Consider the following 22,267-nt stretch of genomic DNA (forward strand, 5'->3'; position numbering starts at 1 on the left):
CGCAATCTCACAAGCCATTGGCGAAAGTATGACGGGGCAGGCTGCTCGGCGTTTAGCTGGCGGCCTTCGCACGGATCAGCGCTTGCTTGTGGGTTCGCAGTTGGAGCAGCGTCACGTTCAGCAGCGGCGCCGCCACGTTCAGCCGGGCCGCGTGGGCGGCGAAATCGCCAATGAGGTGCTCAGCCTCCTGCGGGTCGCCGTGTTGCAGGTCGCGGTACAGCGAGGAGGTGAACGCCGAGCCGGGTTCGGTGAGCAGTCCCAGCGACTGGTGATGGGCGGCCTGGCTAACCGGGTATCCGGCTGCCTGGGCGATCAGCTCGCCCTCGGTGATGGCTTGGCGAATCTGTACTTCTCCCCCGGCGGCCAGGATGTCGCCGACGGTGCCGCGGAACAGGCAGGTGACCACCCCGGCCGCGGCGATAAACGCCCATTTCTCCCACAACCGCGCGGTGATCTCGGGGTCGACCTCTAGATTAATTCCTTCAACGTCCAGGACCGCGCGAATCGGCGCGGGAACCGCCGCGGCACCCAGCCCGCCCAGGCTCAGTGTGCACAACGAGGTCATTTGCTCCACTTCCCCGGCAGCATGGAATGTTGCGACAACTCTGATCAGGCCGCCGAGCACGCGCCCGGGAAAGGTGCGCTCCAGCAGCTCAAGGTGTGACATGCCGTTGAGCAACGGGAGCACCAGTGTTCCGGGGCCGATCGCCGGGGCCAGGGTTGGCAGGAGCGCTTTCAGGGCCGGGGCCTTGACGGTGATGATCACCAGATCGAAGGGGGCCAACCCGGCCAGGCTGGTCACCGCGTGAACCCGGTGTGTTTGCTGCTCGCCGGGGGCGCTGTAGCGCAGGCCGTTGGCGGCGAGCTGCTCGGCGCGGCGCTCGCGGACCAAAAAGGTCACTTCGCGCCCTGCACTGAGCAGTCGAGCGCCCAAGGTTCCGCCGGTCGCTCCGGCGCCGACAATGAGGATTCGAGTCATCGGGTGTTTCTCCTTTTCGTTGGCTGCCGCGCAGGAAACCGGATGACCGAACGTGGCGCGGTGTTGAGCCTATCGGCCGGCGCTCATCCACCCGCAACGCAACACACCCGCAGCAGCCAAAGACCTCGCAGATTAAGTAGGCTTGGGCGTATGAGCCATCACCTAGCCGACACCCATGCAACCATCCGCGTCCGCCAGGCCAGGGAGAACAACCTGCGCGGTGTTGACGCCGATATCCCCAAACGCCGCATCACCGCGTTCACCGGCGTGTCCGGTTCGGGCAAGTCCTCACTGGTGTTCGGAACCATTGCCGCGGAGTCGCAACGGTTGATCAACGAAACTTATACCTCGTTCATCCAGACGTTTATGCCCTCCATGCCGCGCCCCGATGTGGAGGTGCTGGAGAACCTGTCGGCGGCGATCGTGGTCGACCAGGAGCGGATGGGCGCCAATTCGCGATCCACCGTGGGCACCGCAACGGATGCCTATTCATTGCTGCGGGTGCTGTATTCGAGATATTCGGTACCCAGTGCCGGCGGTGCCGGTGCATACTCGTTCAACCTCGGCGAGGGCGCCTGTGCGGTGTGCGAGGGTTTTGGCACCGAGGCCAGCATCGACCTCGACGAGCTGCTCGATTGGGATAAGACCCTCAATGAGGGGGCCATCACCGCACCGAATTTCGCCCCCGGGGCGTGGCTGTGGCAGACCTTGACCGCCGGAACCCAGGTGGATCTGGATGTGAAACTGCGCGAGATGCCCAAGGAAATGCTCGACCGCCTCTTGAATGCACCAAACGGCAAGGTGAAACTCAACGGGGCGAATATGAGTTATTCCGGGTTGATCACCCGGATCAAAAGCAACTACATCCATTCGGGACGCGAGATCAAGCAGGCGCACATTCGGGACTGGATTGAACGGATTTCCACCACCGCGCCGTGCTCGGCCTGTGACGGGACCCGGTTGTCGGAAAAGGCCCGCGCGTCGAAGATCAACAATCTGGGTATCGCGCAGCTGACCGCGTTGCAGGTTTCCGACGTACTGGTGGAACTTGAGTCGTTTGATATCCCGCAGGCGGCTCCCTTGCTGCTGAACCTGAGGGCGGTACTTGAGTCGATGGTGCAGATCGGCTTGGGATATCTCAGCTTGGACCGGCCGGCCGGAACCCTCTCCGGCGGCGAAGCGCAGCGGGTGAAAATGATCCGGCATTTGGGCAGCGCCCTGTCGGATGTGACCTACGTGTTCGACGAACCGACCGTGGGGTTGCACCCGCATGACATCCAACGGATGAACCGCTTGTTGCAGGACCTGCGGGACAAGGGAAACACGGTGCTGGTGGTGGAGCACAAACCAGAAGTCATCAAGATCGCGGATCACGTGATCGATCTGGGGCCGGGCGCCGGGGTTCACGGCGGGCAGGTCACCTACAGCGGGGACGTGGCGGGGCTGCTGGCCAGCGGCACGTTAACCGGCCAGCATTTCTCCACCCGCATCCCGCTCAAGGAGCAGGTCCGCGCCGGCGGGCCAGCACTGAAGATCCGCGGGGCGCACCTGCACAACCTGAAAAACGTGGATGTCGAGGTCCCCACCGGGGTGTTGTGCGCGGTGACCGGGGTGGCCGGGTCGGGCAAGTCGTCGCTGATCCACTCAACCATCTCCAAACGCGAAGGGGTTGCGGTGGTCGACCAGTCGGCCATCCGCGGCTCACGCCGTTCGAACCCTGCCACCTACACCGGGCTGCTGGAACCGATCAGGGCGGCCTTCGCCAAGGCCAATGGGGTGAAGCCGGCGCTGTTCAGCGCCAACTCGGAGGGCGCGTGCCCGCACTGCGGCGGGGTGGGTTTCACCTATACGGATCTGGTGTCCATGGCCGGGGTGGCGTTGCCATGCGAGATTTGCGAGGGCAAACGCTACAAACCCGAGGTGCTGGAGTACCTGTTGGAGGGGTTGAACATCGCCCAGGTGCTGGATTTGAGTCTTGAGCAGGCCGCGGAGCAGCTGAAAATCGCCAAGGCCGCGCCCATGCTTGAACGCCTGAACCAGGTGGGGCTGGGATACCTCAAGCTTGGCCAGCCGCTGAACACCCTCTCCGGCGGCGAGCGCCAACGCCTGAAGCTGGCGATCAACCTGGGCAAGGGGGCCGGCACCTATGTGCTGGACGAGCCGACCACCGGGTTGCACCTGGCCGATGTGCAGCGCCTGCTGGCCCTGTTGGATGAAATGGTCGACGAGGGGAACACCGTGATTGTGATCGAACACCATTTGGCGGTGATCGCCCACGCGGACTGGGTGATCGATCTGGGGCCCGGGGCCGGGCACGACGGCGGGCGCATCGTGTTCGAGGGCACGCCTCAGCAGCTGGCGGCGGCACCCACGTTGACCGGTGAGCACCTGGCCGCCTACATCCGCCCCTGAGCCGGCGGTTACGCCGCGCCGAGGATCGCGACCAGAAATTCGCCGGTCGGCCGGTGCAGCTGCCAGCTGGAGTATTCGCCGTGCACGGAGAATCCGGCGGCGCTGGCGTCGGTGCGGAAATCCTCGAAACCGTAGCCGCGTCCGGCCCCGAACCCGAGCACCAGCCGGCCGCCGGGGGCCAGGTTCTCGCGCAGCCGGTTCAGCGCCGGGCGTCGCTCGGCCGCCGCGAGGAAGGTCACCACGTTTCCGGCGCAGACGATCAGGTCGAATTCGGTGAGCTGATTCGCTCCGGCGGGCAGGGTGAAGTCCGCCAGGTTGCCCTGATGCCAGGGAACCTGGGGGTAGTCCTGGCGGGCGACCTCGATCAGCTGCGGATCGAGGTCCACCCCCACGACCCGGTGTCCCTGCTGGGACAGCCAGCCACCGATGCGCCCGGTGCCGCAGCCGGCGTCCAGGATCCGCGAGCCGCGCTCGGCCATGGCGTCGATGAGCCGCGCCTCGCCGTAGATGTCGCGCCCCTGCGCCGCAAAATCACGCCAGCGTTGCGCGTAATTTGCCGCATGGTCGGGGTTGTTGCGGACCGCCGCAAGCCAGAGGTTTTCATCGGGAGAAGTCATGGTCCCCAGTTTCTCATAGGCCGCGGCGGCCCGTGGTGCGGTTCAGACTAGATGCGCACCAGCATCTTGCCGGTGTTGGCACCCTGCATCATCTGGATGAAGGCCTCGACGGTGTTCTCGATCCCGTCCACGATGGTCTCGTCGTAGGCGATCTGTCCGGCGGCGAACCATTCACCCATCTGCTGCCCGAATGCCGGGGCGTGTTCCAGGTAGTTGGCCAGGGTGAAACCTTCAAGCTTCAGCCCGCGGGTGATCAGGTTGGCCATGTTGATCGGGCCCGAAGCCTTTTCGGTGACGTTGTACCCGGAGATCGCCCCGCACAGCGCGGCGCGTCCGCCGTTGTTGAAGGCCGCCAGCGCGGCTTCAAGGTGCTCACCGCCCACGTTGTCGAAAAACACGTCGATGCCTTCTGGGGCGAGCGCCTCCAACTGGCCGGTGACGTCCCCGTCCTTGTAGTTGAAGGCCGCGTCGTAACCGTACTTTTCGGTCAGCAGCGCCACCTTTTGCGCGCTGCCGGCCGACCCGATGACTCGTTTGGCGCCCAGCAGGCGCGCGATCTGGCCGGCGGCGGTGCCCACGGCACCGGCGGCACCGGAAATGAACACGGTCTCGCCTTCCTTCATCTGGGCGATGGCCTTCAGGCCGACCCAGGCGGTCAGCCCGGTCATCCCCATCATGTGCAGGCGCAGCGAGTTGGGGACCCCGGGGATTTCAGGGACCGGCTTGAAGCTGTCGGCCGTATCCTGGACGGTGTCCGACCAGCCGTGCTGGTGGGTGACCAGGGTGCCGACGGGAAGTTCAGCGGCGGCGGAAGCGATCACGCGGCCCACCGCGCCGCCGGCGATCTGCGACCCGATCTCATAGGGGGCCACGTAGGAACGCGCCGCGCTCATCCGTCCGCGCATGTAGGGATCCACCGAGATGAATTCGTTGCGCACGCGCACCTGGCCCTCGCTCAGTTCGGGCAGCTGCACGGTGCGGACCTCAAAGTTCTCATCGGTTGGCCAGCCGGTGGGACGGGAGGCGAGCAGGATCTGGGTGCTGCTGTTTTCGCTCATGGGGTGTTTTACCTTTTCTTGTATTGGGTGCAGGGGTTAGGTCGGAACAGGGTTGGCAAGCGGGTCAGCGGATCAATCCGAGGATCAGCACGATCAGCCCCAGCAGCGGCAGCACCCCTTGTTTCAGGGCGGCCGAGGATTTGTCGGGGCTGGAGATGATCAAGACGGTCGCGGCCAGCGCCATGGAGCCTAGGCCCGTGAAGACCAGGGTGGAGCCCACCGCGAGGTGGCCGGCGAACTGGAAGACCAGCCCGATGATCACCGCGAGGGCCAAAAACAGGTTGTAGAAACCCTGGTTGAAGGCCATGGCCTTGGTGGTGGCAGCTTCGTCGGAGCTGGTGCCGAAAACCTTGCGTGTGGCGGGCCGCTCCCACCAGAGGGACTCCATCAGGAAGATGTAGACGTGCAATAGTGCTGCGAGCAACGCCAGCAGTTGTGATGCGAGGATCATGAGGTGGACCTTTCCCTCGGTGGTGGCATTGGCCACGAACCTATTTCTGTAACGACCATTTCAATATATACTGAAATGGTCGTTACGAAAAGAGGAAGGGACTGTGATGGCCAGAACACTAGCCTTTGACCGCACCGAGGTGATCCGCCAGGCTCGCGCGGTTTTCTGGTCGCGCGGCTACGAGTCAGCCTCCGTGCCCGAACTCGAAGCGGCCACCGGCCTGAGCCGATCCAGCATCTACAACTCCTTCGGCTCCAAACGCGGCCTGTTCGACGCCGCGGTTCAAAGTTATCTAGATGAGGTGATCCGCCCGCGGTTAAGCTCGCTGACCGCCGCCCAGGTTTCTCCCGAAGCCCTAGATCGCTACCTGCAAACCACCGGCGAACTGTTCCAGAAACCAGAATCCCTGCCCGCGGCCAACGGGTGTTTGCTCATCAACAGCGCCAATGCGCCGATCGCCCGCGAAGAACACGTCAGCCAGGCCATCGCCGCCTATCGCGAAGAACTGCATCACGCCTTTTCCCGCGGGCTGCGGGCGGCCGCCCCGCAGCTGCCCGCCGACCGCCACCTGCTGCTGGCCGACGCCATCACCGGCCTGGTGATCGCCGCCTTCGCCCTGGTGCGCATCAGCCCCAGCGAGGCCGCCCGCTTGATCGAGGCGGCCCGGCAGCTGATGCATCCCGCCGTCCAGGCCTAACGCCCGCCAGGGCCGGAACCCATGCCCCCACCCATGCCAGAGGTGTATTCACCGGCGGTCACGCTCATCAGCTCGGCGGCCCCGTCGAGCTCTCCGGCACCCAACCCGGCCTGGACCTGGGCCGAACCACCGGTGTAAATGGTGTAAGTCTGCCCGTCGATAATCTCCGGCGCCGAATACACCAGGTTGGCGGTCGGTTTACTGGTCACAAAGGTGGCAACCAGCTCACCGGACGCATCGGCAATCTGGATCACGCTGCCCGCCGGGAGGGTTGAACCCAACGACGCCTGCAGGCCTCCCTGGGTGGAGGAACTGCCCAGCCCCTGGGCCATCCCATCGCTCCCGGCCGCCACCAGCACCCCGCCGGTCACCGACACCTCGCCGTTTGCATCGATGGAACCGTTTCCGCCATTGGTCGGTCCGTTCACGAGGACCTGCCCGCCGGAAATATTGATATCCCCATTGGAGTCAAGCCCGTCGCCCTCGGCCGTGACGGTGACGGTGCCACCGGAAATATTCAGGTGGAAATCACCGGACTGCTGAATCGCCCCGCCGCCGGCGGCCGCGGTGTCCGAGTCGGTGGACGCACCTGCGGCATTCAGCCCGTCATCGCTGGCCGTCGCGGTGACCGTGCCACCGGAAATATCGATCGTCGCCGCTTCCAACGCCTCGGTTGAATCGCTGATCACCGCGGTCCCGCCGCTGATACTCAGCGTGGTTTCGGCCTTCAACCCGTCATCCCCGGCGGAAATGCTCAGCTGCCCGGCATACTGGTGCAGCCAGCCGCGGCCCTCGTCGGTGTCATTGGTGGCCTTGACTCCATCGCCGGCGGCGGTCACGGTGTAATTCCCGCCGAGCACCAGCACATAATCCTTGCCCTTGATTCCGTCATCCGCCGCGGCCACGGTCACCTGCCCGGAATCAAGAACCAGGCCGTCCTTGCTCACGATCCCGTCCTGGTAGTTGCCCTGCACGTTCAACGCCCCGTCACCGGCGATGCTCAGATCCGCCATGGAGTAGATGGCCGCATTCGGCGCGTCCTGCGCGGTGTCCGCATAGGACTGCGCGTCGCTGACCGAATTCGAGCTGCCATCGGCCAAATACAGCAGCACCTCATTCGCCTCGATGATGTTGATCCCGGCACCGCTGGAGGAAGTGATCTCGGCATCATCCAAGATGATCCGCACCACGTCCTCCTTCGGAGCATCCACCACCAGCTGCCCGTCGCTCAGGCTTCCGCTCACCCGGTAGGTGCCCGCGGCGCTGATAGTCACCACCGAGCCGGACACCGAAACCGAGCCGGCATCCTCACCGGAAACGGTAGATCCGGCATCGGCCAGGCTGAGCGTCGTCTCGCTCGCCGCATCCCACTGCAGGTCATCGGCGTCGAAATGGGTATCCTCGGTGACTTCCTGGGCCGACACGCTGCTGGAATCCGGGGTGGTGCTGGGCAACGCGGCACTTTGGAAGGTGCTGTTGCCGGTCACCTCGGACACGGTCTGGGTTGAGCCCGAGGCGCATCCGGCCAAGCTCAACGCCAGGGACAGGGCAGCAACCGAGGTGAGGGCCTTGGTACGCAATGAGAACTTCATGGGGTCATCCTTGAGGTTGAAGGGGCTAATTCTATTGTTGGTCCCGAGGCTGTGACAGCTCTGTTGAGCGCAACAGCTGAACTTGTGAATCCTGTGAAGGCGCCGCAGACCGCGGGCGAGCACCGAACAACCAACGTTTCTGCACCGCATAACTTCCCGCGAACAATGTCGCTTCGGTCAGCAGCTTCGCGCCGAGCAGCGGCATACCCCACCCGGTGAGCAGCGCCAACAGTTCATAATTCGCCGCCAGCAACACCACCGCGAGCCCCAGGTAACGCAATGCCGAGGATTTCAGCGAGTGCTCGCGCCCCGAGCTGAACACCAAACGCCGATTAATCCAGAAGTTCACCGCACCGCTGCCCACCCGGGCCAGCACCACCGCGGGCAGCAGGGCAGAAAACAGCGCACTGAGCACCAGCAACAGCACGGTATCCACCGCAAAACCGGTCAACGACGAGCCAGCAAACTTCAGCAGCGGCGCATAAATCCGCAGCGAATCACGAACCGGCCTGAAATGCGACGACTCGTTTCCCTCAAGATAAATAGTCTCGATGGGCTGCGAAGCAAAAGGAATCGAGAGCCGCCGCGCTTCAAGAAGCATGTTCAGCTCATACTCGTAGCGTTCACCCGGAACCCGTTGCAACCACGGCAGCAACCCGGCAGGGAACCCGCGCAACCCGGTCTGGGTATCCCCCAGCCAGCTGCCGGTGGACAGAGCGAAAAACAGGCTCGTGGCCCGGTTGCCCACCTTGCTGCGCCACGGAACCCGGCCGGTGAATTGGCGCTCGCCGAGCGTCAGGGCCCCGGTTTGCGCGGTGGTGGCCGCGACGCGGGCAATGTCCGCGGCCTGATGCTGGCCGTCGCAGTCCGCGGTGATGACCGCCTGGCCCGGGTAGTGCCGCTCGATCAGCGCAAAACCGGATTTCAGGGCCGCTCCCTTGCCGCGATTCACCGGGTGCCGCTGCACCACCGCGCCGTGGGTGGCGGTGGCGGCAAACAGGTTGTCATACGAGCCGCCGCTGCCGTCGTCGACGATCACGACCTGCACCTCGGGAAGCTGCCGAGCCAGCGAAATTACCAGGTCGACTAGTTTGTGATCGGGCTGGTAGGCCGGAATGAGAACCATCATGGTTTTCCCACCTAGCCTGCGACGTAGAGGATGTCGGAGGTTCCGCGTTCCTTGTTCCGGCCCAGCGGATTGTTCACCAGCGCGCCGTTGAAATACATGGTGGAGGAGCCGCCGCCGTCCATGTTGTACGCGGTTTTGGCGCCCAGCTGGGTCATGATGGCAGCCAGTTCCGGCATGGTGACACCCACGCTGTACCCTTCAGAGCGGCCGTCGACCACCACAAAAACCAGGTGGTTGGTGTCGATCACCCCCACCGCGGTGCGCGGTTGCTGGCCCTGGATCGAGTGGTTGCCGAAGTTGGTGTCGATCTCGACCTCGTCGATCCCGGCGATGGCTTTGCCCGCGGCCACGATCGCCGGGCCGAAGGACAGGGTGTTCCAGACGCCTTCGTCCACCAGCGCCTGGGCGTTGGTGGCGGTTTCGTCGTAGACCTTCACCGTTCCGTCGCGGTAGAAGGCCAACGCTTCGCGGGCGCCCTTGTCGCGATAGGCCTTGCCGTTGCGGATCACGATGCCGGTGTCGCGGAAACCGTAATAGTCTCCGTTGACCGCAAAAATGGCTTGGTGATCCCCGGCGATCTGGCTGGTGGTCTCGATGATGTTTTCGCCGAAGCTGTCCTTGGCGAAGGCCGAACGCAGGGCGGTCGCATCATCGAGCTTGAGCTCGGCCACATAGTAGGTGACCAGCGAGGAGCCGCTGCCGGTGCTGGTCTGCGAAATCTTGAGGGTGGCCGAATCCGAGGAGTAGCTGTTCTCCCCGATGACTGCCGAACCGTCGCTGGAGGCCTGTTCATTGCCCGTGGAGCTGTCCGCGGAGACATCGCTTTGTTCGACGTGTTCGATCACGAAGCGGTCCAGCGCCCAGCTGACCGAGCCTCCGGCCCCGGCCAACAGGGCCAGTCCCCCGGCGATGAAGGTGCGTCGGGAGGTTTTGTTTTTCGCCGTCTTATTCTCTGCGCGGGTGCGTGGGGTTTCAGGTGTAATGGTCATGACCATTCTTTATGCCGGTGACCTGTGGCCCATGCGCGGTGAAGATTTGTGCAACGTTAGAGCCGGGGTGCCCACCCCCGGAAATCCGGGGAAAAAATGCGGCCAGAAATTTTTTTCGCCGGCCCCCCGGGCCGCTTCGAAACCCTGAAAGTATGTAGAAACACCTATGTCAGGGCTGAGTTTTCAAGTTTGCCGCACAGCCTGGAGGGATAGAAAAACCGGCCGCGCCCCGGCAGAAGAATCTGCGCGGGACGCGACCGGTTGATCGGTGCGAGGACCTAGTGGGTGTCCTCTGCGGCGATCTCCGAGCGATCGCCGCTCCACAGGGTATGGAAGGTTCCATCCTTGTCGGTGCGGCGGTAGGTGTGCGCACCGAAGAAGTCGCGCAGGCCCTGGGTCAGGGCCGCCGGCAGGCGGTCGCGGCGCAGGCCGTCGTAGTAGGCCAGCGAGGAGGAGAAGACCGGAGCCGGGATACCCAGCTGCACGGCAACCGAGATGACCCGGCGCCAGGCCGGAACGGCCTTGGCGATCGCCTCGGCGAAGGCTGGGGCGAACAGCAAGTTCTCCGGCTTCGCATCGCCGGCGTAGGCGGCGGTGATGTCCTTGAGCAGGGCGGCGCGGATGATGCAGCCTTCACGCCACAAGCCGGCGATCTCATCCAGCTTCAGTTCCCAGTTGTACTCGGTAGCGGCCGAGGTGAGCATGTCGATGCCCTGGGCGTAGGAAACCAGCTTCGAGGCGAACAATGCCTGGCGCACGTCCTCCACGAAGTTCTCCGGCAGGGTGACCTCGCTGGTTTCGGCGGCCAAAACCTGCTGGCCCACGGCGCGGATCCCGCGCTGGGAGGACAGCGAGCGGGCGAACACGGATTCGGCGATGGCCGAGACCGGGGAGCCCAGATCCAGGCCGGACTGCACGGTCCAGCGGCCGGTGCCCTTCTGCCCGGCGGAGTCCTGGATGACGTCGATCAGCGGCAGGCCGGTCGCGGCGTCGGTGTGGCCCAGGACCTCGGCGGTGATTTCGATCAGGAAGCTGGAGAGCTCGCCCTTGTTCCAGTCGGCAAAAATTTCCGCCTGGGCCGCCGGCTCGATTCCTGCGGCGCTGCGCAGCAGATCGAAGGCTTCGCCGATGACCTGCATGTCGGCGTACTCGATGCCGTTGTGCACCATCTTCACGAAGTGACCGGCACCGTCGGTGGAGATCCAGGCGCAGCATGGCGCGCCGTCGTCGGCCTTTGCGGAAATCTTCTCCAGCATCGGGCCCAGCGCCTTGTAGGACTCGGCCGAGCCGCCTGGCATGATCGATGGGCCAAGCAGGGCGCCCTCTTCGCCGCCGGACACACCGACGCCGACAAAGTGCAGACCCTTCTCGGACAGCGCGGCCTCGCGGCGGCGGGTATCGGTGTAGTGCGAGTTGCCACCGTCGATGATGATGTCGCCCTCGTCCAGCAGCGGAACAAGCTGGTCGATGACCGAATCAACCGGGCCACCGGCCTTGACCATGATCATCACACGGCGCGGCGACTCGAGGTTGGCAACAAGTTCTTCCAGGGACGCGGTGCGAATGAAGTCGCCCTCGTCGCCGTGAGCCTCGAGCAGGGCGTCGGTCTTGGCGACCGAACGGTTGTGCAGGGCTACGGTGTATCCGTTGCGGGCGAAGTTGCGTGCGAGGTTTGCACCCATCACGGCCAGACCTGTGACACCAATCTGTGCAGGCATAAAAATAAGACTCCATCAATTACCGGGAGGTGGGCCAGGATAGAGACCGGATACGACGCGGTCTCAAATCACGACCACGTGACCTTTTCATCTTACTAGGATCAGGCATGCGATTCCCAGAGCGAAGTCATACTTAAAACATATTTGTTTTCGCGCAACGTGGCCCACGATGGTCAATCGCGACTACTCATTGGCTAAACTAACGTCATGGCAACTAGTCTGCACGCTCATGTGGTTGAGCACCTCGGCTCCCGCATCGTCAACGGACAAATTCCCCGCGGCTCCATCATCCTGGCCGCCGACTTAGAGCAGAAACTCCAGGTCTCCCGTTCGGTGATCCGTGAGGCGGTGCGTGTCCTGGCCCAGTGCGGCCTGGTGAACAGCACCAAACGTGTCGGCATTCGGGTGCTCAGCGCTGAGCACTGGAATCCCTACGACGATCACGTGATCCGCTGGCGTCTGGCCAGCGATCAGCGCGGCGCGCAGTTGCGTTCGCTGACCGAACTGCGTATTTCCGTTGAACCCATGGCCGCCGAATTGGCCGCCGAGGTGGCACCGGAAGAAATGCGCAAGGAACTGATGCTGATCTCGGCGCAGATGAACCACTATGGACGCCAGGGCGATTTGCGCCGCTTTTTGGAACTCGACATTCGTTTCCACGCGCTGGTGCTCGGTGCCAGCGGCAATGAGATGTTCGCCAACCTGGCAACCCCCGTCGGGGCGATCCTGCGCGGACGCACCGATTTAGGGCTGATGCCCGAGCGCCCTCACGAGGAGGCCTTGCTCTGGCACCAATCGGTGGCCGACGCGATTTCCAACTCGGATCCGGCCGCGGCGCGGCGCAATATGGAAAGCATCATGCGCCGCACGCACAATGAAATTTCAAGCCTCTGGGAGCACGAACCACGCCTTTTTGTGGATACCCAAGACACCGCGTAGCCGCGGCGCCGCCGCTAGTCCGGCAGGTCATCTGCCGGGCCGGCGGGCCATTTCTCATCCGCGGGATTTTCCACCCGAATCCATCCCACACGCCGCCCGTTCAGGGTTTGCACGGTCAGCTGCAGGCCCGCCGCCTGCACCGCGTCGTTGACCGCGGGCATCCGTCCCAGGCGGGAAGCGAGGAACCCGGCCACGGTTTCATACGGTCCTTCGGGCAGGTGCACCCCGGTCAGCCCGGCGAACTCCTGCAGGATCAGTCCCCCGTCGATCTGAAGCCAACGGCCTCGATGCAGCACCCGGTCTTCGGATTCGACGTCGGTGTCGAATTCGTCGTACACCTCTCCGATGATCTCTTCCACCAGGTCCTCCAGGGTCACAATCCCGTCCGTGCCGCCGTACTCGTCCGCGACCAGCACCATGTGGCGCTGCTCCCGGCGCATTTGCGCCATGGTGCGCAGGATTTGTTTTGTCCCGGGAAGCACCAGGACCTCGCGCGCCAGCTGGCCGATACTCGCCGGATGCTCGTCGTGCTCGGCGTACAGGTCCCGCACGTGGATGAATCCCAAGACGTCGTCCTTGGACTCGCCGATCACCGGATAGCGCGAGTAGGGCAACGCGGCCACCTTGTCGCGGGCTTCGGCAATGCTCAGCGTCGCATCAAGCATCTGGACTTCGGTCCGCGGGCGCATCACCTCGCGCAGGGTTCTTTCGCCCGCGTTGAAGACGTCACCGAGGATTGCGCGGCTGTCCTCGTGGAGTTCCTCGTTTTCGCGCACCAAGTGGCGCAGCTCCTCGCTGCCGAACGTTTCGGACTTCACGCTCGGGTCGGCCCCCAGCAAGCGCAGCGCCGTATTGGTGGAGAAGGAGAGCAACGCGATGACCGGACGCATCAGCCACGCGAAAACCCCCAGCGGCGGGGCGAGAACACGGGTGAACCCTGCGGCGTTCTGCATGGCCAGCCGTTTGGGCACCAGCTCGCCCAGCACCAGCGAGAGATAGGCGATCAGCACCGTGATTCCGATGAAGGCCGTGGACTGCGCGGTATTTTCGGCCAGGCCCAGTCGCACCAGCAATGGCGCGAGATCCGGGGCGAGGGTGGAAGCTCCGTAGGCGGCGGAGAAGAATCCCGACAGGGTCACCCCGATCTGCACGGCGGCCAGGAAAAGATTTGGATCACGGGCCAGCTTCGCGGTGCGGGCCCCGCGGCCCCCGGATTTCTCCAGCTGCACGATCTGGCTTTCGCGCAGCGACACCAGCGCCATTTCCGTGCCGGCGAACACCCCGCCCAGCAGCACAAAAAATATCACGAGCAGCAGGCTTTGCAGGGTGGACCCGTCCATGGCCCACACTTTACCAAAGGCACCTGAGAGCGGCGGCGCCTGCCGGCATTCACAGGAACAACGTTAAAAGGGAACGGGGCCGACCCCGCGGTGGTTCATCGCAGGATCGGCCCCGGGCCAGCTGCTGGTGTTAGGCCAGCGCGGTGGCGATGCCGTAGAGCACCATCACGAAGGCGAAACCGACCACGGAGACCAGCGCCTGGCCAACGGTCCAGACCTTCAAGGTGGTCTGCACGTCCATCTGCAAGAAGCGCGAGACCAGCCAGAAGCCGGAGTCGTTCACGTGGCCGGCGAAGACCGAGCCGGCGGCCAGCGCCAGCACCATGGCGGCCACCTGGAAAACACTCAGCGAGGCATCGGCCAGCACCGCTGGCTGCACAATCGCCGCTGCGGTGGTCAGCGCGACGGTCGCCGAACCCTGCGCGACACGCACCACGGCGGCAATCAGGAAGCCGGCAACAATCAGCGGCAGGCCCACGGCGTCCAGCGAGTCGGCGATGGCGTTGCCGATGCCGCTGGCACGCAGCACCCCGCCGAACATGCCGCCGGCGCCGGTGATCAGGATGATCGAGCAGACCGGGCCGAGCGCGGAGTCAACCACGGTCTCGATCAGGGTTTTTTCCTTGCCCTTGCGGAACCCGAGCAGGTACATGCCCAGCAGCACGGTAATCAGCAGCGCCACCGGGGTTTCGCCCAGCAGGCGCAGCCACTGCACCCAGGATGCCTCAGCGTCGACCACGCCGGCGGAGCCGAGCATGTTCAGGCCGGTGTTCATGAAGATCAGCAGCAGCGGCAAAAAGAGCAGGATGAAAACGGTAGCTACCGATGGGGAGGACTTGAACGCGTCCTTGTCGGTGTTGCCATTGCCCAGCGCGGCGTCCAGGATGTGCGGAACCGGGATGTCGAACTTCTTGCCCACAAACTTGCCGAACAGGTGACCGGCGATGAACCAGGTCGGAATGGCTACCACCAGGCCCAGGATCAGCACCAGGCCGACGTTGGCTTCCAGCAGGCCGGACGCGGCCACCGGGCCGGGATGCGGCGGCACAAATACGTGCATGACCGAGAATGCGGTCGCGGCGGGGATCGCGTAGAAAAGCACCGATCCACCCAGGCGCCGGGCCACGGTGAAGATGATCGGCAGCATGACCATCAGGCCGGCATCGAAGAAGATCGGGAAGCCGAACAGCAAGGAGGCGATGGACAGCGCGAGCGGAGCGCGTTTTTCGCCGAATTTGGAAATCAGCCAGTTGGTCAGCACATCGGCGCCGCCGCTGGTTTCCAGCATGCGCCCCAGCATGGCGCCCAGGCCCACCAGCAGGGCCACGCTGGCCAGGGTGCTGCCGAAACCTCCGGTGAGGGTCGTAATAATGGATCCGGCCGGGATGCCCGCGGCGACCGCGGTCAGCAGGCTGACCAGTACCAGCGCCAAGAAGGCATGGACCCGGAAGCGGATAATCAGCACCAGCAGCACGGCGATGGACGCCACCGCCAGGCCCAGGAGCGCCGGGGTGCCCAGCGTCCATGTCATGTCGAGCTCAGTTGTCATTGTCGTCCTTGATCAATAAAAAAGCAGCGTAGGGTCTACGAAATGGCGGGCCGCTAGGCCAGATCGATGAGCAGATCATCCACGATCTGCTCGGGGCTGCGGGTAATGTCTGCGGTCAGCACGTGCTCGTCAACCGTCGGCTCTTCTAGCGTCGCCAGCTGGCTGGTCAGCAGGGACGGCGGCATGTATTCGTGTTCGCGTGCGGCCATCCGGTCGTGAATCAGGGTTTTTCCGCCCGAGAGGTGGACAAACAGGGTCTGCGGTTCATGTGAGCGAATCAGGTCGCGGTAGGAGCGCTTGAGCGCCGAGCACGCAATGATGACCGGGTGGCCTTCACGGTTGGTTTGGGCCAGCGTTCCGCCGATGATCTCCAGCCACGGCCGGCGATCCGTGTCATCCAGGGCGTGGCCGGCAGCCATCTTGTCCTTGTTGGCCACCGGGTGCAAGCTGTCGCCGTCGATGAATTCGTGCCCCAGCTTTTCGGCCAGCATCGCGCCGATGGTCGATTTTCCGCTGCCGGAAACACCCATCACCACAATGGGCGGAACTTTCTCAGTCATATTTTCACTCCGTCGTGCCCGAACCAAATATCAGACTTTAGCTGTGCCATGGTTCATAAAATCAGATTTATCCAGATTAGGAGTCGTACGAACCGATTGTCAAGGCAACTTATGGCAACCATCACAGGCGCAACCCATCGCACCCTGATTCGGTTCCTCAACAAAACCTGCGAGTTTTCCCCCCGCCGCAGACCGCATTGCCGCAACAGCGTAGTCTCGGCACCACGTGGACAGAGCGTCCACGGGGAACCTAGCAGCCAATGGAGAACACCATGGGATTTATTGGATTTGTCGTTTTAGGGTTGATCGCCGGTGCCATCGCGAAAATGATTTTGCCCGGCAAGCAGGGCGGGGGTTGGTTCGCCACCCTCATCCTCGGGATCATCGGAGCAGTCGTCGGCGGCTGGGTCGGCAGCCTGATGTTCAACGAACCGCTGTCGGATTTCTGGTCGCTATGGACCTGGGTCATGGCCATTGTCGGCTCGCTGATTGTTTTGCTGGTGTGGGGTTTGCTCACCAAAAATAGAAAAACCGCCTAGCCGGCGAGGCGTCGATCGCCAGCGGCGTATCGACAATCCATGCCTGCACATCACCGGGGCCAAGCCTAGAGCTTGGTCCCGGTTGCCGTACGGTGGCGAGGTGATCCGGCTCGGAAGGAGCCGAGCACAGCCGATGATCAGTCAGGGAGCGTAGACTCAACTCAAGGCTGGCACAGGCCCGCCCGATCGAAGGATGTGTATGACTTCTGCTCCGCTGGCGGCCCCCGAGGCTCCCAAAAAGCCCGTGCGCGCCATGCCGCCCCAGGGTACTGAACGCACCCGCTGGCGCGGGTTGATCCACGCGTGGTCCACCCCGGTGATCATCGCCATGGGTTTGGTGCTGGTGGTCCTGGCCGATGGACGGTTGGCCGAATGGACTACCGCGGTTTTCGCGCTGAGCTCCATCATTCTTTTCGGCACCTCCGCGCTGTACCACCGAGGCCGCTGGACCGATCGGGTGATGGGTTTATTCCGCCGCGCCGACCACGCCAATATTTTCCTGCTGATCGCCGGCACCTATACCCCCGTTGCGGCGCTGACACTGCAGCCTCGGCAGGCGATCATCGTGCTGTCGATCATCTGGGGTGGCGCCTTGGCAGGCATCGCGGTGAAGTCCTTGTGGCCCTGGGCTCCGCGCTGGATCGGTGTTTCGCTGTATGTGCTGCTCGGGTGGGGTGCGGTGATGTACCTCCCGGCCTTCTGGGCCGCCAACCCGGCGGTGATGATCCTGATCATCGTCGGCGGACTCGCCTACACCGTGGGGGCGATGTTCTACGCCACCAAACGGCCCAACCCGCTGCCGACGGTCTTCGGGTTCCACGAATTGTTCCACGCGTGCACGGTGCTGGCTTTTGCCTGCCACTGGAGTGCGGTGCTCCTGGTTGCCTTGTAACCCCGGTCCCCGGCACACGCCATCAAGGGTCGCTCACCGCACGGGTGGGCGACCCTTGATGCCTTAATCCAGATTAAGTGCCGTGGCCGATTAGCTCAGTTCGGCGATCAGCGCGTCGAAAAACTCTTCGCAGGCAGCGATTTGCGACAACTCGATGTATTCGTCCGGGGCGTGAGCCTGGGCGATGTCGCCCGGACCGCACACCACCGCCGGGATGCCTGCAGCGGAAAACAGTCCGGCCTCGGTCCCATAGGTGACTTTTTCATCGGTTGCAGTCGCCCCGCACTGCGCGGCCAAGGTAATGATGTCCGCTCCCGCGTGCGTGTCCAGACCCGGAGCGCCGGCTTGCTGTTCAAAACTCACCGAGGCGGCCGGGTTTTTTGCCTGCATCTGAGCTTCGAGCCGTTCGGCCTCGGCGACGAATCGGGCGGTGAGCGCCTCGCGATCCACGATCGCCAGGGAGCGGTACTCAAAAAAGACCACGCATTCGGACGGGATGGTGTTCACCGCGATGCCTCCGTCGATCCGGTTCACGTTCATCGTGGTGGTCGGTTCGATAAAGGCCGGGTCCTGCGGGCCTTCGGTGCGCAATTCATCGGCGACCTGTTCAACAAAACTCGCAAATCGCAGGGCGTAGGAGATCGCGTTGAGCCCCTCGCTGGGAAGCGAGGAATGGGCGGCCACCCCGTGGAACTGGACCTTGAACACGTTCATGGACTTGTGGCCGCGGATGACACGCATGCTGCTTGGTTCGCCCACCAACGCACCACGCGGCGCCAACTGCAGTTTGACGATCTCCTCAACTAGCGAGACCGCCCCCACGCAGCCAATTTCTTCATCGTAGGAGAAGGCCAGGTGGATCGGCTCACGAAGTTCAGCGGCGGTGAATTGCGGAAGTTTCGCCAAGATCACCCCGAGGTAACCCTTCATGTCGCAGGTGCCCCGGCCATACAGCCGGCCATCTCGCACCTGCGTCTGGAAGGGATTGCTGCTCCATTGCTGCCCGTCAACCGGAACCACGTCGGTATGCCCCGAGAGGACAATTCCCCCGCTGCCGGTGCCATCGGCCGCCGGGATGGTGGCCAACAGGTTGGCCTTGAGCCCGTCCGGACTGGGAATGAGCGTGGACGCAATCCCCGCAGCCGACAATTTCTGCGTGATCAGCTCGATCAATGGCAGGTTGCTCTCACGGCTGGTGGTGTCGACCGCGATGAGCTCGCGGATTTCGGACAAACTTGATTCGCTGGGTTCTGCCATCTCAGGTGCCTATCTCTTGATGTGCTGGCGGGTTTCTTCCATGTTTTCACAGCCCGCCGAGCCAAAGCACACGAGCGGAACATTACCGTCACACAGGAACCAAACATATGGTTGGTTTCGATAAGCTGGGCCGTATGCCGCGCGACCCATTAACCACCAGACGCCGCCTGATCGGGGCCGCCACCGCAGAATTCGCGGAATTCGGTTTTGCCGGAGCCCGCGTTCATTTTATTGCCGACATCTGCGGCATCAGCAAGGAACGGATCTACGGCCATTTCGGAAACAAGACGGGTTTATACAATGCCGCCTTCGAGCAGCTGTGCACCGGGCTGCTTGGCATCCCCAGTGTGCAGTCGGCGGATGGATTCCCCGAACTGTTCGACGCGCTGCATGACGCGCTGATGAAAGACGCCGCCACCGCTCGGCTGCTGTATCGCGAGCGTATCGACCGGCACGCAACACCGGCGCTTATGGATACGCTCATGACGAAACTCGGCGAGCATCTCCAACGAGCCCTGCCCGAGCTGAGCACAGCTTCCGCCCGGGCGGCGCTTCAGGGGGTCATGGACCTGATTCTCGCTCAGGCGATCGCGCACCCAGCAGCCGGTTCCAGCGCAGCCGCGCCGGTGGACGCAGATGCAGCCAAAACCCGGCTTCGCAGCTGCGCGGCCACCCTGGCCCAATCTTTGATTGAGCAGCAACACACGATCCCGGCGAACTCAAAAATCTCAACCGCCAACCTGAGAAAATTCCTGTTCACCACGGTCCGCCACGCCACCAGCAATCAGCAAACGTGGAGCTCATCACGGCATTTTCGCGACGAGCTGGTGTGGAGCACAGCCGGAACGCTGCGGGTCCAGGCCGCCCACGCGTTGTGGACGGTCCCAGCTCACCAGGCCCTGTGGCTCCCGCGGGATGTTCCCCATTCGATCGACGTCTCTGCCGGAACATTGTTGCAGGCAACCTACTTTTCCCGGGGCGCCGTTGCGACGCTTCCGCCCAGGGTCTGTTTGGTGCAGCTATCCCCCGCGCTTCGCGAGCTCCTGCTGTTTAATGCCGAACACGCAATGCCCGATGAGCGGCGGTTGAGGTTGCAACAGCTAGCGGTTGAGCTCATCCACCCGGCCGTTGCCGCCGAGGTCGATTTGAAGATGCCGCGCAGCGCGCTGCTGATAAGGGTGGCCGAGGGCATCCTCGGTGCCCTGGATGCAAAAACGAGCACCGGCGAGTGGGCAACCATACTCGGAATGACACCACGCGACCTGTCCGCCGCCTTTCAGGAAGAGACCGGCCTGTCGCTGACTCAATGGCGGGTGCTAGCCCGGATTCGGGCCTCGCTGATCCTGCTGGATTCCGGGATACCCGTCGCCACCACGGCTCGCCGGCTGGGTTATGCGAGCCCCAGTACGTTTATCAACCATTTTCGGACCACGATGGGCAGCACCCCAGCAGCCTACCTCGGTCACGCACGGGACTAGGCCGCCCTCCCTTCACCAAGCGGTCACCGCAGTCCAGAACATTGAAATAGGCAATATTTGCCTGCCCCTATAGTGGACTACCAGTAATCCCGCAGTGGAGTCATTCCATCGCCGATCTTCGCGAATGATCGGGCCTCTGCGGCGAATCATCTCGGCCATCCCTTCGGCAGCGGATGAATTGTCCGCGCGCCAAAAACCATCACGAACCGAACATTTACCATCATTCGGTGCGACTACACTCGATTGAGGTAATCCTTACCTACGTTATCAACTCGCACCCAAAGGATGTTCAGTGCACCAGAAACACCCGGCCCTCGCCGCCAAAAAACACCCCGGCATCAAGCTACTATCCTGGGCCATGATGCTCACCCTCAGCGGCTCAGTCTTAGCAGGATGCGGCGCGGCAGGTGAAGAGTCCGAAACGGCGGCCTCGGCAACTCGCATCGTCACGGATGCCACCGGCGAGGTTGAAGTCCCCAGCGACCCGCAACGGGTGGTTTCAACCGATTTTTACTCATCGAGCCTCTTGGTGGACGTGGGAATCATTCCCGTGGGTACGATGCAGGGTGTGACCGAACCGGAGAGCCGGCCCCAGAAATACATCGACGCGTTGCAGGGCGCTGCGGAAATCAGCACCTATGCGGAGATCGACGTGGAAAAGATCCTTGAATTGGATCCCGATTTGATCATCGTCGACTCGGAGTTCAGCGACCCGGAGACCGTGAAACGGCTCGAAGAGATCGCGCCCTCCTTCAAGGTCGATGTCAACGGCGATTGGGATGACCGGGCACTGAGCGTGGCCGACGCCGTGAACCAACTAGACACTGCCAAGCAGCAGCAGGCGGCCTTTGAACAGCGCGCGGCCCAGATTTCCCAGGATTACCGCGATGTCCTGGAGCAAAACCCGCTGGGCATCCTTTCGCTGAATCCCAACGAGGCCACCTGGGCCGGGTACACCCCGACCGGTTGGGCTTCACCTGCCTGGGTTGCCGTCGACGCGCAATTCCGCGAACCGACCGACGGGGAAGCCAAGGAGCACGATCAGTGGGCCTGGATCTCGGATGAACTGCTGGAAAAGCTGGACAACGCCGGCATTCTTCTGGTGCTGGAAGACGAGCAGCTTGAACGCTACAAAAACAATCCGTTGTGGAACTCGTTGCCTGCGGTGAAAGCCGGCAACGTCTTCGCCTGGAACGACTCCCCGGCGACCTCCTCCTTCGAATGGGGCATGTACAACCTGGACTCCGTGGAAAACATCTTGAAGCAGGTGAAGAACTAACCATGGCGATCCCCTGTTCCCCGGCGCGTGTGCTGAACGTCGAGCGTATTTCACCGAACATGCAGCGTATTCGATTCGAAACCGTCGGGTCCTGGCGGTGGTTCACCGACGGGATCGGCGATGAACGCATCGATATCGCCCTGCCCCGCCCCGGGCACGATCGGGCGGAGCTGGAAATTTTCAACTCCCCCGAGTACGGCCGGGGTTGGGTCGGCGAGGAACCGCCGTGGCGCCACTACACGGTGCGGCGTGTTGAAAACTCCGGACGGCATTTTGACATCGATTTTGTCATCCACGCCGGCGGGCTGGCTTCCGCCTGGGCCGAACGCGCCGAGGCCGGCCATGTCATCGGGGTTTTCGACGGGGAGAGCAGCTCAAGCTACTACCGTCCGCCCGCCGATGCGCAACACCATCTGCTGGTGGCCGACGCCACGGGGTTGCCCGGGCTGGCCCGGATCGTAGAACAGCTGCCGGCCCATGTCAGTGCCCGGGCACTGATCGAGGTGCCCGACCCGGCCGATATCCTGGTGCTGCCAAGCGCCGCCACGGTCCAGTTCGACTGGATCACCGGCAGCGGCAACGGACTGGGGCCAAGCCGACTGGCCGCGGCCGTTCAGGAACTTTCGGCGCCCGCGGTGCCGTGGTACGCCTGGGTTGCCTGCGAATCGGCGGCCAGCCGATCGATCCGCAAAGACCTGCGGTCACGGCTGGATCTGGCCCGCGACCGCCATCACGTCATCGGCTACTGGACCCAGGACCTGTCCGGCGACCGGGCAGCGGACCTCGGCTGAT

At 63.4% G+C, this 22,267-nt stretch carries 20 protein-coding genes; 8 read left to right on the forward strand and 12 right to left on the reverse strand.

Going from position 1 to position 22,267, the window contains the following annotated elements; translation table 11 throughout:
• Positions 1-52 precede the first annotated feature (52 nt).
• Positions 53-979, reverse strand: coding sequence for a ketopantoate reductase family protein (locus ACIOWL_RS00255; RefSeq protein ID WP_400380186.1), 927 nt, complete (start codon positions 977-979; stop codon positions 53-55).
• Between the two features lie 150 nt (positions 980-1,129).
• Between ACIOWL_RS00255 and ACIOWL_RS00260 the strand changes: the two genes are divergently transcribed.
• Positions 1,130-3,391 (forward strand): ATP-binding cassette domain-containing protein, encoded by a 2,262-nt coding sequence (locus tag ACIOWL_RS00260; protein ID WP_400380189.1) that lies wholly within the window; start codon positions 1,130-1,132, stop codon positions 3,389-3,391.
• A gap of 8 nt (positions 3,392-3,399) precedes the next feature.
• On the opposite strand, the gene ACIOWL_RS00265 is transcribed toward ACIOWL_RS00260, so the two are convergent.
• The 3 genes from ACIOWL_RS00265 to ACIOWL_RS00275 all read right to left on the reverse strand — a co-directional run bounded on the left by ACIOWL_RS00265 (position 3,400) and on the right by ACIOWL_RS00275 (position 5,553).
• A complete protein-coding gene (locus ACIOWL_RS00265; RefSeq protein WP_400380192.1) occupies positions 3,400-4,008 on the reverse strand; it encodes a class I SAM-dependent methyltransferase in 609 nt (202 codons plus the stop codon).
• A gap of 47 nt (positions 4,009-4,055) precedes the next feature.
• A complete protein-coding gene (locus ACIOWL_RS00270) occupies positions 4,056-5,066 on the reverse strand; it encodes an NADP-dependent oxidoreductase (protein ID WP_400380195.1) in 1,011 nt (336 codons plus the stop codon).
• 64 nt (positions 5,067-5,130) lie between these two features.
• Positions 5,131-5,553, reverse strand: coding sequence for a DUF1304 domain-containing protein (locus ACIOWL_RS00275; RefSeq protein WP_400380197.1), 423 nt, complete (start codon positions 5,551-5,553; stop codon positions 5,131-5,133).
• A 70-nt stretch (positions 5,554-5,623) separates the two neighbouring features.
• Here ACIOWL_RS00275 and ACIOWL_RS00280 point away from each other — a divergent pair, with 70 nt between their 5' ends.
• Positions 5,624-6,214, forward strand: coding sequence for a TetR/AcrR family transcriptional regulator (locus ACIOWL_RS00280; protein ID WP_400380200.1), 591 nt, complete (start codon positions 5,624-5,626; stop codon positions 6,212-6,214).
• Here the strand turns inward: ACIOWL_RS00280 and ACIOWL_RS00285 are convergent.
• From ACIOWL_RS00285 to gndA, 4 genes are all read right to left on the reverse strand, one after another.
• Positions 6,211-7,806 (reverse strand): carbohydrate-binding domain-containing protein, encoded by a 1,596-nt coding sequence (locus ACIOWL_RS00285; RefSeq protein ID WP_400380203.1) that lies wholly within the window; start codon positions 7,804-7,806, stop codon positions 6,211-6,213. The genes ACIOWL_RS00280 and ACIOWL_RS00285 overlap by 4 nt on opposite strands.
• 31 nt (positions 7,807-7,837) lie before the next feature.
• Complete coding sequence (locus tag ACIOWL_RS00290; RefSeq protein WP_400380205.1) at positions 7,838-8,935, reverse strand: GtrA family protein; 1,098 nt, start codon at positions 8,933-8,935, stop codon at positions 7,838-7,840.
• Positions 8,936-8,946: 11 nt separating this feature from the next.
• Positions 8,947-9,924: a phosphodiester glycosidase family protein gene (locus ACIOWL_RS00295; RefSeq protein ID WP_400380208.1), complete on the reverse strand. Its 978-nt coding sequence runs from the start codon at positions 9,922-9,924 to the stop codon at positions 8,947-8,949.
• A gap of 278 nt (positions 9,925-10,202) precedes the next feature.
• Positions 10,203-11,642, reverse strand: a complete 1,440-nt coding sequence (gene gndA / locus ACIOWL_RS00300; protein WP_400380211.1) for an NADP-dependent phosphogluconate dehydrogenase — start codon at positions 11,640-11,642, stop codon at positions 10,203-10,205.
• A 207-nt stretch (positions 11,643-11,849) separates the two neighbouring features.
• Between gndA and ACIOWL_RS00305 the strand changes: the two genes are divergently transcribed.
• Positions 11,850-12,581 (forward strand): FadR/GntR family transcriptional regulator, encoded by a 732-nt coding sequence (locus ACIOWL_RS00305; protein ID WP_400380213.1) that lies wholly within the window; start codon positions 11,850-11,852, stop codon positions 12,579-12,581.
• A 14-nt stretch (positions 12,582-12,595) separates the two neighbouring features.
• Here the strand turns inward: ACIOWL_RS00305 and ACIOWL_RS00310 are convergent, their stop codons facing one another.
• From ACIOWL_RS00310 to ACIOWL_RS00320, 3 genes are all read right to left on the reverse strand, one after another.
• Entirely contained in the window at positions 12,596-13,921 is a 1,326-nt protein-coding gene (locus tag ACIOWL_RS00310; RefSeq protein WP_400380216.1) for a hemolysin family protein, read from the reverse strand.
• A 130-nt stretch (positions 13,922-14,051) separates the two neighbouring features.
• Positions 14,052-15,470 carry a GntP family permease gene (locus ACIOWL_RS00315; RefSeq protein WP_400380219.1) on the reverse strand — a complete coding sequence of 473 codons (1,419 nt, stop codon included), beginning with the start codon at positions 15,468-15,470 and terminating at the stop codon, positions 14,052-14,054.
• A 53-nt stretch (positions 15,471-15,523) separates the two neighbouring features.
• Entirely contained in the window at positions 15,524-16,030 is a 507-nt protein-coding gene (locus tag ACIOWL_RS00320) for a gluconokinase (protein ID WP_400380221.1), read from the reverse strand.
• A gap of 272 nt (positions 16,031-16,302) precedes the next feature.
• On the opposite strand from ACIOWL_RS00320, the gene ACIOWL_RS00325 reads away from it, so the two are divergent.
• On the forward strand, positions 16,303-16,569 hold the full coding sequence (locus ACIOWL_RS00325) for a GlsB/YeaQ/YmgE family stress response membrane protein (RefSeq protein WP_400380224.1): 267 nt from the start codon (positions 16,303-16,305) through the stop codon (positions 16,567-16,569).
• A 199-nt stretch (positions 16,570-16,768) separates the two neighbouring features.
• A complete protein-coding gene (locus ACIOWL_RS00330; RefSeq protein ID WP_400380226.1) occupies positions 16,769-17,461 on the forward strand; it encodes a hemolysin III family protein in 693 nt (230 codons plus the stop codon).
• Positions 17,462-17,551: 90 nt separating this feature from the next.
• Here the strand turns inward: ACIOWL_RS00330 and argE are convergent, their stop codons facing one another.
• Entirely contained in the window at positions 17,552-18,718 is a 1,167-nt protein-coding gene (argE, locus tag ACIOWL_RS00335) for an acetylornithine deacetylase (RefSeq protein WP_400380229.1), read from the reverse strand.
• Positions 18,719-18,825: 107 nt separating this feature from the next.
• Between argE and ACIOWL_RS00340 the strand changes: the two genes are divergently transcribed.
• The 3 genes from ACIOWL_RS00340 to ACIOWL_RS00350 all read left to right on the forward strand — a co-directional run bounded on the left by ACIOWL_RS00340 (position 18,826) and on the right by ACIOWL_RS00350 (position 22,266).
• Positions 18,826-20,196 (forward strand): helix-turn-helix domain-containing protein, encoded by a 1,371-nt coding sequence (locus ACIOWL_RS00340; protein WP_400380232.1) that lies wholly within the window; start codon positions 18,826-18,828, stop codon positions 20,194-20,196.
• A gap of 292 nt (positions 20,197-20,488) precedes the next feature.
• Positions 20,489-21,475 carry an ABC transporter substrate-binding protein gene (locus ACIOWL_RS00345; protein WP_400380235.1) on the forward strand — a complete coding sequence of 329 codons (987 nt, stop codon included), beginning with the start codon at positions 20,489-20,491 and terminating at the stop codon, positions 21,473-21,475.
• A gap of 2 nt (positions 21,476-21,477) precedes the next feature.
• Positions 21,478-22,266 (forward strand): siderophore-interacting protein, encoded by a 789-nt coding sequence (locus ACIOWL_RS00350; RefSeq protein WP_400380238.1) that lies wholly within the window; start codon positions 21,478-21,480, stop codon positions 22,264-22,266.
• Position 22,267: the final 1 nt, after the last annotated feature.

Origin of the sequence: Glutamicibacter sp. NPDC087344 (assembly GCF_044744225.1) — a bacterium.
In the GTDB taxonomy this organism is placed as follows: Bacteria; Actinomycetota; Actinomycetes; order Actinomycetales; family Micrococcaceae; genus Glutamicibacter.